The 15173-nt window shown below is 61.4% G+C and carries 12 protein-coding genes; 2 read left to right on the top strand and 10 right to left on the bottom strand.

What is annotated here, in order from left to right:
* Positions 1-803: 803 nt before the first annotated feature.
* The 10 genes from HB376_RS25135 to HB376_RS25090 all read right to left on the bottom strand — a co-directional run bounded on the left by HB376_RS25135 (position 804) and on the right by HB376_RS25090 (position 11212).
* Positions 804-1415 (bottom strand): dihydroxyacetone kinase subunit L, encoded by a 612-nt coding sequence (locus HB376_RS25135; RefSeq protein WP_213766408.1) that lies wholly within the window; start codon positions 1413-1415, stop codon positions 804-806.
* A 2-nt stretch (positions 1416-1417) separates the two neighbouring features.
* Positions 1418-2419 (bottom strand): dihydroxyacetone kinase subunit DhaK, encoded by a 1002-nt coding sequence (locus tag HB376_RS25130; RefSeq protein ID WP_213766407.1) that lies wholly within the window; start codon positions 2417-2419, stop codon positions 1418-1420.
* Between the two features lie 88 nt (positions 2420-2507).
* The gene (locus HB376_RS25125) at positions 2508-3218 is read right to left on the bottom strand and encodes an ABC transporter ATP-binding protein (RefSeq protein ID WP_213766406.1); all 711 of its coding nucleotides are present in this window, start codon (positions 3216-3218) and stop codon (positions 2508-2510) included.
* Positions 3196-3978 (bottom strand): ABC transporter ATP-binding protein, encoded by a 783-nt coding sequence (locus HB376_RS25120; RefSeq protein ID WP_213766457.1) that lies wholly within the window; start codon positions 3976-3978, stop codon positions 3196-3198. The genes HB376_RS25125 and HB376_RS25120 overlap by 23 nt, the downstream gene beginning before the upstream one ends.
* Positions 3975-5006 (bottom strand): branched-chain amino acid ABC transporter permease, encoded by a 1032-nt coding sequence (locus HB376_RS25115; RefSeq protein WP_213766405.1) that lies wholly within the window; start codon positions 5004-5006, stop codon positions 3975-3977. Before HB376_RS25115 ends, HB376_RS25120 begins: the two co-directional genes overlap by 4 nt.
* A complete protein-coding gene (locus HB376_RS25110) occupies positions 5003-5872 on the bottom strand; it encodes a branched-chain amino acid ABC transporter permease (RefSeq protein ID WP_213766403.1) in 870 nt (289 codons plus the stop codon). Before HB376_RS25110 ends, HB376_RS25115 begins: the two co-directional genes overlap by 4 nt.
* Positions 5873-5972: 100 nt before the next feature.
* Entirely contained in the window at positions 5973-7151 is a 1179-nt protein-coding gene (locus tag HB376_RS25105; RefSeq protein WP_213766402.1) for an ABC transporter substrate-binding protein, read from the bottom strand.
* A 109-nt stretch (positions 7152-7260) separates the two neighbouring features.
* A complete protein-coding gene (locus HB376_RS25100) occupies positions 7261-8160 on the bottom strand; it encodes an MBL fold metallo-hydrolase (protein ID WP_213766401.1) in 900 nt (299 codons plus the stop codon).
* Between the two features lie 402 nt (positions 8161-8562).
* Positions 8563-9876, bottom strand: a complete 1314-nt coding sequence (locus HB376_RS25095) for an MFS transporter (protein WP_213766400.1) — start codon at positions 9874-9876, stop codon at positions 8563-8565.
* A gap of 394 nt (positions 9877-10270) precedes the next feature.
* The gene (locus tag HB376_RS25090; protein ID WP_213766399.1) at positions 10271-11212 is read right to left on the bottom strand and encodes a LysR substrate-binding domain-containing protein; all 942 of its coding nucleotides are present in this window, start codon (positions 11210-11212) and stop codon (positions 10271-10273) included.
* A 161-nt stretch (positions 11213-11373) separates the two neighbouring features.
* On the opposite strand from HB376_RS25090, the gene HB376_RS25085 reads away from it, so the two are divergent.
* Both HB376_RS25085 and HB376_RS25080 read left to right on the top strand, forming a co-directional pair.
* Positions 11374-13431, top strand: coding sequence for a hydantoinase/oxoprolinase family protein (locus HB376_RS25085; RefSeq protein ID WP_213766398.1), 2058 nt, complete (start codon positions 11374-11376; stop codon positions 13429-13431).
* 2 nt (positions 13432-13433) lie between these two features.
* Positions 13434-15164, top strand: coding sequence for a hydantoinase B/oxoprolinase family protein (locus HB376_RS25080; protein ID WP_213766396.1), 1731 nt, complete (start codon positions 13434-13436; stop codon positions 15162-15164).
* The last annotated feature ends 9 nt before the right edge of the window (positions 15165-15173 follow it).

Below are 15173 nucleotides of genomic sequence, written 5' to 3'. Positions count from 1 at the left end.
GGTGCCCCAAAAGCACGGTGCTCGCCAGAGCGGAGGATGTTTGAACCCCTCCTTCTCGCGAATCCTGACACGAACACGCTTCGCCCCGTACGCTCTCGGGCAAGCACAATTGCTAAGGAACCCGCACCGCCTTACGGGTATTTACGGCTGCGGTTCTTTGACAGGTTAGCTACCTGGTCTGTGCGACCGTATTCATAGGCCACAGCTTCATGCGTGTTTGTGTTTACTGCTTCAGTTTCTATGAATTGGCTGCGCATTCTGTACAGCTATTTTCGTCGGTTACGGCCTTACGCATTCTGCAGCGTTGTTTCTTGGCGGGTTGGCTACGTGGTTCGTTATGCGTACAAATTCGGTGGCTGGTTCACGCGGATAGCGCGGGGTGCCCCTTGGGCAGGTTCAATCACTGGTGGCGAAGCGTGTGGGTATCGGTGTTCGGAGAAGGAGGGTTTCACACATCCTTCGCTCTGGCGAGTACCGTGCTTTTGGGGCACCTATGAATACAAACTGCACGCTGTGGACACTTAGGGTAGCGTGGTTGAAAGCGTTTTCTTTGCTTCGTTTCTTTGTCGCTTTGGACAAAGAAATGACGTGCCGCCACGCACAGTGGCTAATAGTGATAAAGAGAAAATCCGACTCTTGCAGACCACCACGGCCGAAAGCACCAACCCGGCATAGACTCCGACCGCTAACCCCAGAACCGACCACCCCGGCATAGACCCCGACCGCTACCCCCCCAATAACCAAACCCCCGAACATAGCCCCTACCCCCGCCCAATCCCCAGTGCGAACGAAACCCCGCCCTCCTACCCCTCCGAAAAACTCGCCACCATATACCGAAACGCGATCATGCCCGGATCATCCAGACCGATGGATTTTTGTGCGAACATCCGCGCCCGCCCAATTCGGTTTGGCTGCGTCCGGAAACTCTCAATGGCAGCATCCACCGCCGCACTCGCCGCTGCATGCTGCGCCTTCGGATCCGATAACCCCTCAATCGCGTCCCTCGCCGCTGCCAGCGTGTCGAGCACAGTCTTGTCGCCGAGCTTCGCGCCGCCTCGCTGCGACATTGCATCAAGCGACGCCTGTAGCTCAGCCGGCAATGCATTCCACTCAAGCGTCGCACAACCCTCGAGACGCTTCGCGAGCGTCATGAACGTCAAGGTCAACAGCGTCCCGAAGCTTGAACCTGATGCGCGCGCACATCCCATCGCGCATGCCTTGAAGAGCTGCCCAAGGTCGGCATACGGCCCCGCATCGAGCGCCGTGCGCACAGCCGCTGCAGACTTGACGAGTGTCACGCCCAGATCGCCGTCGCCGAGTTGACCGTCAAGCCGGTTCAGTTCCGGCGCGGCGCTGTCCATTGCATCGGCCCAACGACGCAGCGCATGATCCGTTGCACCTACGGTTATCGGCATGCTCACGACCTCCAGAATGGACAATTCGCCGGCGCGCGCAACAATGCCTCGAGTTCGCCGTCGAGCCGTTGCAGCGTGAGCGATGCGCCGGTCATTTCCATCGATGTCGCATAGCGGCCAACCAGCGGCGCAACAATGCTCACGCCCTTGGCCGCAAGCTCCCGGGCGACCGCGCGATAGAGAATATAAAGTTCCTCATAAGGCGTTGCGCCCAGCGAGTTGACCATCACCGAAACGCGCTCGCCTGTGCCAATGCCAAGGTCGCTCAACACGCGCTCGAGCATCTCGGCAGCAAGCGTATCGGCCGTCTTCAGTTCACCCCGCCAGATGCCCGGCTCACCGTGAATGCCCATGCCCATCTCGATCTCGTTGTCGCCGATCGTGAAGCTCGGTACACCGGCTTCAGGGACGATGCAAGGCGTGAGCGCCACGCCGATCGAAGCGCAGGCATCGACGGCTTTACGGGCCACGCGCGTGACGTCCTCCAGCGATGCGCCCCGCTCTTCCGCTTTCGCACCCGCGATCTTGTACGCATAGACCACACCCGCCACGCCGCGCCGCTTCGCGCGCTCTTCATGGCTCGCGCTGGCGACGTCGTCGGCAACCAGCACGGTCGCACTTCGCATGCCATCAAGCTCGGTCAGCTCACCCGCCATGTCGAAGTTCATCCGGTCGCCGCCGTAGTTTCCATACAGGCGCAGCACGCCCGCGCCGTGATCGGCTGCGCGCATTGCGTCGATACAATCGCCAATCGCCGGCCCCGCGAAGACGTTGCCGACCGCGCATGCGTCGAGCAGGCCCGGGCTCACGTAGCCGGTGAACAAGGGCAGATGTCCCGAGCCGCCGCCGGATACCACTCCGACCTTGCCGTCAAAACCAGGCTCGGCGCGCATGATGACGCGACCGCTTTCACCCGTGCGCCGGTACACATCGGGATGCGCTGCGCACATTCCGTCGAGTGTCTCGTCGACGTAATCGTCCGGTTGATTCAGTATCTTCTTCATCGTTTCCTTGGAGGCCGTTGCGGCCTGTCGCATCGTATGCAAAAGAGCGGGGCTTGAAGTGTGATGCCGTGATGCACCGGGTACCGCGTCACACGCCGAGATAAGCGTTACGCACGGCAGGATCTTGGAGCAACGCCTCGGTCTGCCCGGTATTCACCGAGCGGCCCAGCTCGAAGATCGTCGCTCTCGACGCAAGGTGCATCGCCCAGTGCGCGTTCTGCTCGGCGAGAATCACCGTGAGCTTCTCTTCACGGCGGATCTCGTCGAGTACGTCACCAATACGCTCGACAATGATCGGCGCAAGCCCAAGCGACGGCTCGTCGAGCAAGAACAGTTTTGGCCGCGACATGAGCGCCCGGCCGATAGCGAGCATCTGCTGCTCGCCACCACTCAGGTTGCTGGCGTGCTGCTTCACGCGTTCCTTCAAGCGCGGAAAATAGCGGTAGATCTGTTGCATGCGCACCTGGGACTCATCGCGTGCACGCGTGAATGCGCCCATGCGCAAGTTCTCCTCCACCGTCAATTGCGGGAAGACGCGCCGCCCCTCCGGCGACAGCGCAATGCCACGGCGGACGATTTCACTGGTCTTCAGTCCAGCCAGGTCCTCGCCTTCGAACGTGATCTTGCCGCTGCTGTAATGCGCCATTCCAATGATGGCCTTGATCGCACTGCTCTTGCCCGCGCCGTTGCTGCCGACAAGCGCGAAGATCTCGCCCTCGTCCACGGAAAACGACACGTCCTGCGTGCCGATCACACGGCCATAGCGCACGTTCAAATCAGATACTATGAGCTGCGGCATGACCCCTCCCAAGATACGCTTCGATGACCAGCGGATTCGCAAGCACCTCGAGCGGCAAGCCCGTTGTCAACTCGTGTCCCTGGTTCATCACCATGACGCGGTCGCAGAGTCCCTTCATGAAACGCATGTTGTGATCAATGACAACGACCGTGATGCCGCGCTCGCGAATTTTCAGAATGGTGTCGCGCACGTGATCGGCTTCCTCGGCGCTCAGGCCGGCGACGGGCTCATCGAGCATGATGATGCGCGGTTGCGCCGCCAGCGAGATGACCATGCCGAGCGTCTTCTGATGTCCGTACGGAAGACTGCCCGCCTTGAGATGGGCGACATCGGCGAGATTGAGCCATTCCAGCAATTCATTCACGCGACGCACGGATTCTTCCCTTAGCCGACGCGCACGCGCGGTATTCAGGAACGCCGCAACAGCGCCCGGATACATGCCGAGATACGCACCACGCATCGCGTTCTCGCGGACCGTGCGCTCGCCGTACACCGTCGTCGACTGGAAGGTGCGGACGAGCCCCTTGCGGGCCAGCACGTGGGGCAGCAGCCCGGTCACGTCTTCGCCCGCGACCCGTACGTGACCGCTGCTCGGCCGGATCACGCCGCTCACCAGATTGATGGCCGTCGTCTTGCCTGCGCCGTTGGGTCCAATGATGCCGAGGATTTCGTTTTCATCGACGTGAAAGGTCAGGTCGGATACGGCGGCCAAGCCGCCGAAGTGCCGGGTGAGCTTGTCGATATCGAGCAGATGGGTCATTGCGTTCCCCTCCTCGCGCCGCGCTCTTGCGAGAGCCGCCTGAACAACGTGCCGATATCCGCAATGCCTCCCGAGAAAAACGCCATGACGAGAATCAGCACGATGCCGAAGAACACATGCTGAAGTTCCACATAACCACGCAGAAACTCAGGCAGCAGGACGATGAACAACGTGCCGACAATCGGCCCGATCAGCGTGTACATGCCGCCGACCACATTGATGACCACGAGATTGAGCGACTGGTCCATCGAGAACGACGTTGGATCGATGTAGTGGACGAAGTGCCCTTGCAGCGCACCGGCCACGCCGGCCAGTCCGCAGCCCAGCATGAAGATGACCACTTTCGTGCGCAGGACCGGCACACCGGAACAGCGCGCAAGCGCCTCGCTTTCGCGGATCGATTCGATCGTGCGGCCAATCTCTGAAGTCAGCAGCCGTGCGATGAACGCCAGGATCACGACCACGAACGCAAGCGCGAGATAATAGAACGGTACCGGCTGCGCAAACAGCGGACTCGGCGAGGGCACGCCCGATATGCCGCTCGATCCGCCCGTCACGCTCGACCAGTTGACGAACACGGTCCTGACAATTTCACCGAGCAGGAATGTAACCAGCACGAAGTACTTGCCGGTCAGGCGCAGCACGACCGGGCCAATCAGCAATGCAATCACGGCAGGCGCGAGAAAACCGAGCGCGAGGGCCAGCGGAAATGCGAGGTTCAACTGCATGGTCGCAATCGCCGATACGTAAGCGCCAATGCCCATGAACGCCGCATGCCCAAGCGAGACGTGACCCGTCCGCACGATCAGGTGCAAGGACGCTGCGGCAATCGCCGTGATGAAGGTGGTCACCGCAACGGACAGGATGAACTTGTTCGTGAACACCAGCGGCAATGCAATCAGCGCCAGCACAATGATCGCAAGCACACCCGGATGCGTGAGCCAGCGGCGCACCGGCTGTTCACCGAGCCTGCGCGGCCTCACGCCTTGATGCAATGCGCCGGAATCGATAGTCGATGGTTTGCTCATGCTTCCCTCGCTCCTAACAGGCCCCAGGGCCGCACGATCAACAACAGGATGACCGCCCCGAACGACACGAAAACCGATGTCGCGCTGCCGTAGAACGTCCCGAGGAAACTATTGGCGAAACCGAGCAGCAAGCCGCCCAGCGCCACCCCTGGAATACTGCCCATGCCGCCCAGGATCACGACCACGAAGGCGATCATCAACTGTGGCTCACCGGCGAACGGCGAGAGCGCATAGGTCTGCGCATAGAAGCCGCCGGCGAGCGCCGCCATGAAAATTGCAATGAAGAACGCGAGCCGATAAATAGACTTGCTGTTGACGCCTTGCGCCTCGGCAATGTCGACATCCTGCGATGCCGCGCGCATGGCGAGCCCGTACCGGGAGTAATGCGTGAACAGATAGAACGCCAGCAGCGCCACGGCCGCGATCCCGGCAATGATCAGCTTTTGCGCGGGAAACACGAGAGTGCCCGCTTGCATCAGCGCGTCCGTGCTCGGCGGCACCGAACGCTCCTCGGCATTCCACGCAATGACCGCGAGGTACGTGATCGCCATGTCGAGCCCGAGCAGCCCGATCATGCTCTGGAACATCTTCTGATAGAAAAACCGGTATACGAGCCGCTCAAGCACGAGCGCTCCCGTGGCAACAACGAACGCGGCGAGCGGCGCCGCGACCAGGTACGGCAATCCGAGATTGCCGTAAAGGTAATAGAGCGCATAGCCCCCCAGCATCGCAAATGCTCCATGCGCAAAATTCACGACACGCATGATGCCGAACAGCAAGGTGAACCCGAGCGCGATCAGAATATAGATCGCGCTCAGGCCTATGCCGTCCACAAACACTTGCGCTAAAACAGAAAAAGAAAACATGAACGCTCCTGAATCGCTTTTCACCGATTACCGCAGCAGCCGAATCCGCGCGTGGAGCGCGGGCATCGACCGTGGGCAATCCGGGGCTGCCGGGCTGCCGTTAGGGCGTGATCACCGCTTTCACCGTTGCTTTGCCGTTCTGCACTTCCTTGATCACGAACGTATGCAGAAGCTGGTGATTCACGCCGTAGTTCTTCTCGCCGGTCCACACCACCTTGCCGAAAATCGGTGCGTCATAGTTTCCGCCCAGCTTTTCGATCTGGTCGCGAATCTTGGTTGTGTCGGTGGAATCGGCGCGGCGCATTGCTTCGAAGTAGATGTTCGCGGCGTTGTAGTAGACCGGTGCGAGCCCGTTCATCACACCGGTGTACTTCTTGTGATAAAGCGCCACGAACGGCTGGACACGTGGCAAGGATTCGTCAATGACGTCGTACTTCAGCATGTTGTTGGCAAGCGGCCCCGCAATAGCGATCAGCTCATCAATACCGGCCCCGCCCGACTGCACGATCAGCCCTTTATAGCCAACCTGGCGCGCCTGCTTGACGAGGAGCCCGGCTTCGCCCGGCGCGTTCGCGTTGAGATCGAATACATCGACGTTCTGCGCCATCATGCGCAGCACCAGCGGCGTGAACTCCTTCGTTCCCCGCTCATAGTTCTCGGTCCATACAGTGAACCCCTGGTTCTTGTAGGCCGTTGCCAGGATCGGCACGCCCGCCTGCCCCGTCGCGTCGTTCGGCGCGATCATGCCGACCTTTTTCGCATTCGGATAAGTCTTCTTCAACCACGCAACTATGGGTTCGGAGAATTCGAGGGTGCTGTTGTTGATACGAAATACGTACGCGCCCTGCCACTCGTTCTTCAGAATCGCGGGTGCATAACCGTCGACGAACTGAATTACCTTCGCCGGCTGCGTGACCGGCAGCGAGCCCATTGCGCCGGGTGAGCCGACCGGGCCAAAAATAACCTTCACTTCGTCGCGATTGACGAGCCGGTCAGCGGCCGTCTTCGCCTGCGCCGCGTTGTACTGGTCGTCGTAGGGGATCACCTCCAGCTTGTAGGTCTTGCCCGCGAGCTTCAAACCGCCCTGTTCGTTGATCTGGTCAGCCGCGATCTGTACGCCCCGCTCGAGCCCGAGGCCCCAGGCAGTGCCGCCTCCGGACAGCGAAGCAATCACGCCAATCTTCATCACTTCCTGCGCATGGGCCGACAATGCGATTGCGCACAAAGCACCCGCGCACAACGCGCGTGTCGCGATCGCCCCAAACTTCCTCTTGCTCATACATGTCTCCAGTTGGAATTGTCCGGGCAGCTAACTACCCACCCGAGATGCGCTTACTTCAACCGGCAACGAAAGCGCCCTGCTCCATTGCGCGGTTTTTGCCCGGGCGTCAGTCTTCCTTGAACGCGAAGCGGAACTGATCACCATGACTCACGATGCGGCCCGCGGTCGGCGAAGGAAAGTGTCCTGTCATGACAAGCGTGTCGGTATCGGCGTAACGGCGCATAAGCCCCAGGCGCGTGTCCCGCGCTTGCTGCGGGTTGAAGTCCGCCAGGTTGGCGACGCTCGTATCGATGAACTGGATCGGGTGATGAATGACGTCGCCTGTGAACACGGCGCGTTCGCGGCCATGCTCGCCCACATTGACGAACACATGGCCCGGTGTGTGGCCGCATGCCGGAGACAACCAGATGTTCTCGCCCAGTTCGCGCTCGACCATGTGGTCCAACTCGACCATGTCCGCGCGGCCGTGCTCGACAACCGGCAGGACGCTGTCGTCGAATGAGCCGCGATTGACCGGCGTGTGCGGATCGGCATGTTTCTGCTTCAACAGGTGCTCGTATTCCACGCGCGCCATCAGGTAGCGCGCGTTCGGAAACGTCGGCACCCATTTGCCATTCTGAAGGCGTGTGTTCCAGCCAACGTGATCCGCATGCAAATGCGTGCACAACACGATGTCGATGTCTTCAGGCCGCACGCCGATAGCGGCGAGGTTGGCGAGATACGGCGTATCGAGGTCGTTCCAGGCCGGCATCGAGGGACGCTGCTTGTGGTTGCCGTTACAGGCATCGACCAGGATGGTGTGATGCCGGGTGCGGATGACATAGCTATGAAAGCTCATGTACAGCCTCGTGGACCCGGGTTCCACGAGCAGCGGACCGAGCGTGTGCCGATGCGCTGCGACAAGCTCTTCGTCAATCGATGGAAACAGCCACTTTGCTTCCAGCGCCATCCGCGCAATCTCATCGACTTTATGGATTGCTACGTTGCCAATCTTCTGAACGTTCAAGTCAGTCTCCTGAATCTTTTCTTACCGCGGTTCATCCAAAAGTTGCGAGCGTCGCCGCTCGATCGAGATGCCGGCCTGACCACGATTGCGCGACGCGTGTGTCTTGTCGCTCACTACGTCGTGGTGCCCGGCTGAAGCCGGCTTGCACCTGTTTTCCTTTGACCCCGAACGCATTCTCCGGCGTGTGCATCCGGTACGAACGCGCTCGTATTTATATCATCGGCCATGACAGAAATATTTTTTATTTTTTATATTCTATGTCTCGCCGGCCTTTGTCAAGCGACAGTTTCCGCCAGCGGCAGTGTCACCTGAGCTTCGCGGTCGCGCGGTTTGCGTCTCGGCATGAGACCTGTCAGTGGCCGCGGGTGACGTGCGCCGGTAACGCGCGACGGATGTATGCCGTTATCGGTTCACCAGCTTCGCCGGGATGGAAAGAATCAGGAAGGCGCTCAGAACCAGCCACGCGGCCAGCATCCAGACGCCGTAGCGCGCGTCGTGCGTCACATCATTGAGCCGTCCTGTCAGGAACGGACTCGCGAATCCCGCCAGCCCGCCCACGGAATTGATCAACCCGATACCGGCCGCGCCCGATGCGTCTTTCAGGAACGCTGTCGGAAGGCACCAGAAAAGCGGCAGCGTTGTCATCACGCCAGCGGTCGCGAGCGTCAGCGCAGCAATGGCGAACGACGGTCGATCGACCAGCAAGGTACTCAGCACAAAACCCAGCGTACCGACCAATGCGGGGCCGGCCACGTGCCAGCGCCGTTCTCGCAGGCGGTCACCACTTCGGCTGACCAGCACCATCGCGACCACGGCAACCGCATAAGGAATCGCGCTCAGGTAGCCGATCTCGAAGTTATCGTGGATGCCCATTTTCTGTACCAGCGTGGGCAGCCAAAAACCGATGCCGTACTGTCCCATGGCGTTGCAGAAGTTGATCGCCACGCATATCCACACGCGCCGGTCCAGCAGCATCTGCGTGAAGGACGCGTCGGCCTTCCCTCGCCGTTCGTTCGCAAGTTGCGAGCGGACGTACTGTTTCTCATCCGCGGTCATCCATTTGACGTCGGCCAGGTTATTTGGCAGGAAGAAGAACAGCACGAACCCAAGGACGATGGACGGCAATGATTCAAGCAGAAACAGCCACTGCCATGAGGCCAGGCCACCCGTCCCTCTCATATGCTCCATGATCCATCCCGATACCGGACCGCCGAGCACACCGGCAATGGGTATGCCGATCATGAACAGGGTGATGACCTTGCCGCGTTGCTCCGAAGGGAACCACTGGGTCAGATACAGCACCACGCCCGGAAAGAAGCCGGCTTCCGCGATGCCGAGCAGGAAACGCATGACATAGAACATGGTCGGCGTATGCACGAAGAGCGTCGCGGCGGACACCAGCGCCCACGTAATCATGATTCGCGCCAGCCACAGGCGCGCCCCTACCCGATACAGGATCATGTTGCTCGGCATCTCGAACGCGAGGTAGCCGATAAAGAACATCCCCGCGCCAAGTCCATAGACGGTGTCGCTGAAGCCCAGGTCAGCCGCCATCTGCAGCTTCGCGAATCCGACGTTCACCCGATCCAGGTAACACGCGACATAGCAGATCAAAAGCAAGGGCAGCAAGCGGCGCGCAATGCGGCCATAGACTTGCGCATGGTCGCCGGAAACAGAGGTGGGTGATGCAAGTGTTACAGGATCGGTGGGCTGCACGAATGTCTCCTGAATGCTGTTGGTTTTTCTAGGAATGAGCTCGCTCTCAGGTCGGATGCCGTTTTAAGCCCGGCAGCGGATGCCAGCGAATGATCATGAATAGTCGGATACTTGAATACGCGACGCCATACGAAATCTCGACCGGCATCGAGACCCATAAATTATATTTTATATAAATATAATGCAAATACACAATCGATGCCGCGTTAGGGGTTTGCCCTGAGCGGGTGTATCGGGGGATTGGCGAATGGGAAAACAGCGGGGCGGGAGCGAGGGGAAAAGCGCGTGCGGCCGGGTTGCAAGCGGCCGCACACCGACGCCTCGGGACCGGGGCGCGGGCATGAGAGCAGGGAAAAGTATTCGACTATGCGCTCAGCGGCGCATGGCGGACGCGTCAGGGGGTGGCGTTTTCGGCCCGGCTGCGGCAAAGGTCGATGAACATCTGGACCGGCCGGGTGAGCGTTGCGCCCCGGCGTGTAGCAATACCGTAAGGCGCGCCGGTGCGCGTGATCTTGATCGGCAGGATGCCGATCAACCCGCCCTCCGCGAAATATTGCGCGACGATCATGGGGATGAGGCCGACGGCGCCATCGCCGGAACGCAGCAGCGCAAGCGTGGCGAACGTGGACGAGGTTTCGGTCGCGTAAGCGGGAAACGGCAGGCCCTCGTCCTCGAACACCTGCTCCAGCAACGAGCGCAGCGGCAAGTGCGCCTGCGGCACGATCCATGGATTCGTCGCGATGTCGAGCAAGCTGACGTCCGGCTTGCGGGCGAGTTCATGCGCCCCGTCCACGACAATGCACATCTCTTCCACGGCAAGCGGAATGAAGTCGTAAGCCTCCGGATGAACGCTGACGCTTGGCCGTCCCAGTACCAGGTCGAGCGTACGCTGGTCCAGCATGGAAAGCAGCCGCGCGCTGTTGTCCTCCCACACTTCCACCGCGACATCCGGTTCCACTTCGCGCAGCGCCTTGAGCGTCGGCGTGAGCCAGCCTGGCACCGCGCCCATCACGGCCCCGATGGCAAGCGTGCCGCCCCTGCCCCGCATGATCGCGGCCAGCTCGTCGCGCAGCGCGCCGACGTCCGCGCGCAAGGTACGCGCGTGGCGGATCACGCAGCGTCCAAGTTCGTTCGCCACGATGCCGCGCGGCGAACGCGCGAACAGTTCCGTGCCGAACATCGATTCTATTTCCCGCAGCGACTTGGTCGTGGCCGGTTGCGAAAGCGACACCTGCTGCGCGGCGCGACGCAACGAGCCGTGATCGTCGAGCGCGATCAGGAGCGCGACATGGCTGCCGCGCAAGCGCCTGAGAATTGCGTCGATACTGGTTATCACCGATATAACTCCACAGTCTCACGTGATCGGAAGGTTTCATTATCTGTGCACCCTCCTGCATCACTACACTCATTCATTCACTAGCAGAGCATGCGGCGGGCGTCCGATCATAGCTGATCAATGCCGCGCCATGAAACCCAGAGACCGTGGAGATGAGCAGCGTGAGAAGAATTGGAATCGACGTGGGAGGCACGTTCACCGACGTCGTCATGGTGGACGATGCAAACGGTCAGGTCTGGTCGACCAAGGTGCCGACCACGCCCAAGGACCGGGTTGTCGGCGCAATGGAAGGCTACCGGCGCATCCTGGAGATATCGGGCTCGACGAGCGCGGACGTATCGTTTCTCGGCCATGGCACGACCATGGCCACCAACATGGTGGTCGAGGGAACCGGCGCCAAGACCGCGTTGATCACCACGCGCGGCTTTCGCGACATCCTCGAATTGCGGCGTGTATCGCGCCACGACCGGGCCGATCTCTATGACCTGCTGTTCGATAACCCGCGCCCGCTGGTGGAGCGCCGCTGGCGGCTCGAGGTCACCGAGCGCATGACCTTCGACGGGCGCATTGAAGCGCCGCTGCAGCGTAGCGAATTGCACGACCTGGCGGCCTTGATCCGGTCGTCCGACGTGGAAGCGGTCGCGGTTTCGTTCCTGCATGCCCATGTCAATCCTCAGCATGAACGCGAGACTGTCGAGATCTTGCGCCGCTTGCTGCCGGACCGGTTTATCTGCGCATCGCACGACGTCAACCCCGAGGTGATGGAGTACGAACGCACGAGTTCAACCGTCATCAACGCGATGCTCGGCCCCGTTTGCGGACGGTATATCGAGCGCCTTGGCCACGGCCTTGCCGACCTTGGTTTTAACGGCAAGCTCCTCTTCATGCAGTCGAACGGCGGTCTCGCGAGCACGGCCGTCGTAGCGGATCGTCCAATCGTGCTGCTTGAATCGGGCCCCGCGGGCGGCGTCAGCGCGGCCATCCGCAGTTGTGAAAAAAGCGGCCTGCGCAACGCCATTCTCGGCGACATGGGCGGCACCACATTCGATGTCTCGCTCATCCGCGAATTCCGTCCTGAACTGCGCAACAAGAGCCTCTTGCACACCTACGCCGTGCGAAGCCCGAGTATCGATATCGACTCGGTCGGCGCAGGCGGCGGCTCGATCGTATGGATCGATGCGGGCGGCGGCGTGCGTATCGGACCGGAGAGCGCGGGCGCCGATCCGGGACCGGCCTGCTACGGCCGCGGCGGCCAGCGCGCCACCGTGACGGACTGCAATCTCGTGCTCGGTTATATCGATCCGGACAGTTTCCTCGGCGGCGAATTCAAGCTCGATGCCGAGGCCGCGCATCGGGTGGTGGAAGAGCGCGTGGCGAAGCCGCTCGGCATGAGCGTGCTCGAGGCGGCCCAGACCGTGCGCTCGGTAGCCAACGCGCTGATGGCGCAGGCCATTCGAATCATGACGGTCGAGCGCGGCTACGATCCGCGCGAGTTCTCCTATATTTGCTACGGCGGCGCAGGCCCGGTTCACGCGCTGGATCTCGCGCAGCAGATGGGGATTCGCCGCGTGGTGATTCCACCGCTGCCGGGCTTGTTCAGTGCGTTCGGCATGACGGTCGCGGACCAGCAATACGACTACCAGCGGCCAGTGGAACGGGATCTCGATCATCTCGACGACGCCGGGCTTTTCTCGCAGTTCGCCGAACTTCTCAACCTGGGCGCAACCGAGCTTCGCCGGCTTGATGTCGATCCTGAAAGCGCGCATATCGTCCGGCTTGCGGATTGCCGCTATGCGGGGCAGCCCGACGTCATTACCGTCGAGGTGCAGGGTCACGAGGACGGCTTGTGCCAGTCGCTCGCAAGCAGCTTCGAGGCGGCCCACCAGCGCCTGTGGAATTTCGTGAGCGCCGATAAACCCATCGTGGTCGCGAACCTGCGGCTGCAAATCGTCACGCCGACCGGCTGGCGCGGCGGCGTGGCGCAATCGGCTGCCGTGACACCATCGGCATCGGCGCGCGCGTCCAAAGCAACACGCTCCGTCTATTTCGATGGCGCCATGCATACCCTTCCCGTGTATCAACGCAGCGCGCTGGCGGTCGGCGCGCGCGTCGAGGGGCCCGCTGTCATCGAGGAGCACAGCAGTTGCTCCGTGCTGAAAGCGGCGCAAAACGCCGTTGTCGATGAAGCCCTGAACCTTGTGATTGAACTGGCGGCCTGATTATGGACATCGTTACCTACGAAATTATTCGCAGCAGTCTCTTTGCGATTGCGCGTGAAATGAAGATTGCGATGATGCGCACCGCGGGCAGCCCGCTCATGCACGCAAGCGGCGATTCTTCCGCCGCGATCTTCGACGCCGAGATGCAACTTGTCGCGCAAGGCAATGACATTCCGACCATGCTCGGTTCAGCCGTCATCTCGACGCGCGTGTCCGTTGAAGCGATCGGCCGGGAGAACTTGCGTCCGGGCGACGTGATCGTGAGCAATGACGCGTATGTGGGCGGCGGCAATCATCAGCCGGACGTGCAGTTCACGCGGCCGGTGTTCGTCGGCGACGAGATTGTTGCGTTCGTCATGACGCGTGGCCACTGGACGGATATTGGCGGGCAATCGCCGGGCAGTTATACCGTTACGACCTGGGACGTGTTCGCCGAAGGCATCCGGATTCCGCCGGTGCGGCTTTACCGCGACGACAAGCCGGTGCGCGACGTACTGGAAATCCTGAGCCGCAACAGCCGCAATTCGCATGAACTGCTGCTCGATATCCAGGCGCAATACGCGGGCACGTTCGTGGGCGAACGCCGCCTGGTGGATCTCGTCGAAAAGTATGGCGTGGCCGATCTGCGCGCCGCGATGAGCCAGAGTCTCGATCATTCCGAGAAGCTGATCCGTGCGGCGATCGGCAGGATTCCGAATGGAACCTACGAGGCTGAGGAATATCTCGATCCCATCGAAGCGTATGGCTGGAAGCAGGAACGCCCGTTATTGAAAGTCAAGATCACGGTGGCTGATGACCACATGACGTTCGACTACACAGGTACCGGCGCGCAGGTGCGCGGGGGCATCAACTGCCCGCTGTCGGTCACGTGCAACAGCACCTGGTTCACCGTCAAGGCGATCACCGACATCAGCATTCCGATCAACCAGGGCTGCTATCGGCCGGTCACCATCATTGCGCCGGAAGGCAGCGTGCTGAACTGCCAGTATCCCGCGTCCGTGGTGTCGGGCAACACCGAAACCTCGCCGCGCGTGATCGACCTGCTGTTGAAAGCGCTCGCGTCGGCCATTCCGGAACGCATTGTCGGGCAGAGCAACTGCGCCTCTTGCGCGGGCATTTTCAGCGGCCGCGATACGAACGCCGCCCGCGTCGAGCAGACCGGACAGGCCTTCGTCACGATGCACGATGTTCACGCCGGCGGCATGGGCGCGCGTGCGGACAAGGACGGCGTGAGCGGCATTCGCGTGTATGTGGGCAATGCGGGCAGCCAGTCGGTCGAGATGATCGAACGCAGTTCACCGCTGTTGCTCGAAGAATGGACCCTCGTGCCGGACACCGGCGGCGCGGGGCGGTATCGGGGCGGACTGACATCGCGCCGGGTGTATCGGGTCGACTATGACGAAGCCACGTTCACGGTCTCCGGCGAGCGCGGGCGTTCCGCACCCGAAGGCCACTTCGGCGGCCTGTCGGGAACACCGTTTCTTTGCAGCGTGGAAAAGCCCGACGGCACCGCGACGGTCGTGGCGGCGAAAGGCGGCCAGACGGTTGTGCGCCGCGGGGAACGCGTGATCGTCCAGCCCGCGGGCAGCGGCGGCTACGGCGACCCGCTCGAACGCGAGCGCGAACGTGTCCTTGGCGATATCGCCGACGGCTACATCAGCGCCGATGCCGCGCGCCGGCTGTATCGCGTGGAACTCGACGAGACGCCAGAACCGGCCATCGCGCATGAGTGAGGACGCGAC

It is taken from the genome of Caballeronia sp. dw_19 (genome assembly GCF_018449515.1).
GTDB lineage: Bacteria > Pseudomonadota > Gammaproteobacteria > Burkholderiales > Burkholderiaceae > Caballeronia.
This window is presented reverse-complemented; position numbering and strand designations above follow the sequence as displayed.

Coding starts and splice junctions, on each gene's coding strand:
- HB376_RS25135 (WP_213766408.1), bottom strand. CDS start 1,415: ATGCCGATAACCGTAGGTGCAACGGATCATGCGCTGCGTCGTTGGGCC.
- HB376_RS25130 (WP_213766407.1), bottom strand. CDS start 2,419: ATGAAGAAGATACTGAATCAACCGGACGATTACGTCGACGAGACACTC.
- HB376_RS25125 (WP_213766406.1), bottom strand. CDS start 3,218: ATGCCGCAGCTCATAGTATCTGATTTGAACGTGCGCTATGGCCGTGTG.
- HB376_RS25120 (WP_213766457.1), bottom strand. CDS start 3,978: ATGACCCATCTGCTCGATATCGACAAGCTCACCCGGCACTTCGGCGGC.
- HB376_RS25115 (WP_213766405.1), bottom strand. CDS start 5,006: ATGAGCAAACCATCGACTATCGATTCCGGCGCATTGCATCAAGGCGTG.
- HB376_RS25110 (WP_213766403.1), bottom strand. CDS start 5,872: ATGTTTTCTTTTTCTGTTTTAGCGCAAGTGTTTGTGGACGGCATAGGC.
- HB376_RS25105 (WP_213766402.1), bottom strand. CDS start 7,151: ATGAGCAAGAGGAAGTTTGGGGCGATCGCGACACGCGCGTTGTGCGCG.
- HB376_RS25080 (WP_213766396.1), top strand. CDS start 13,434: ATGGACATCGTTACCTACGAAATTATTCGCAGCAGTCTCTTTGCGATT.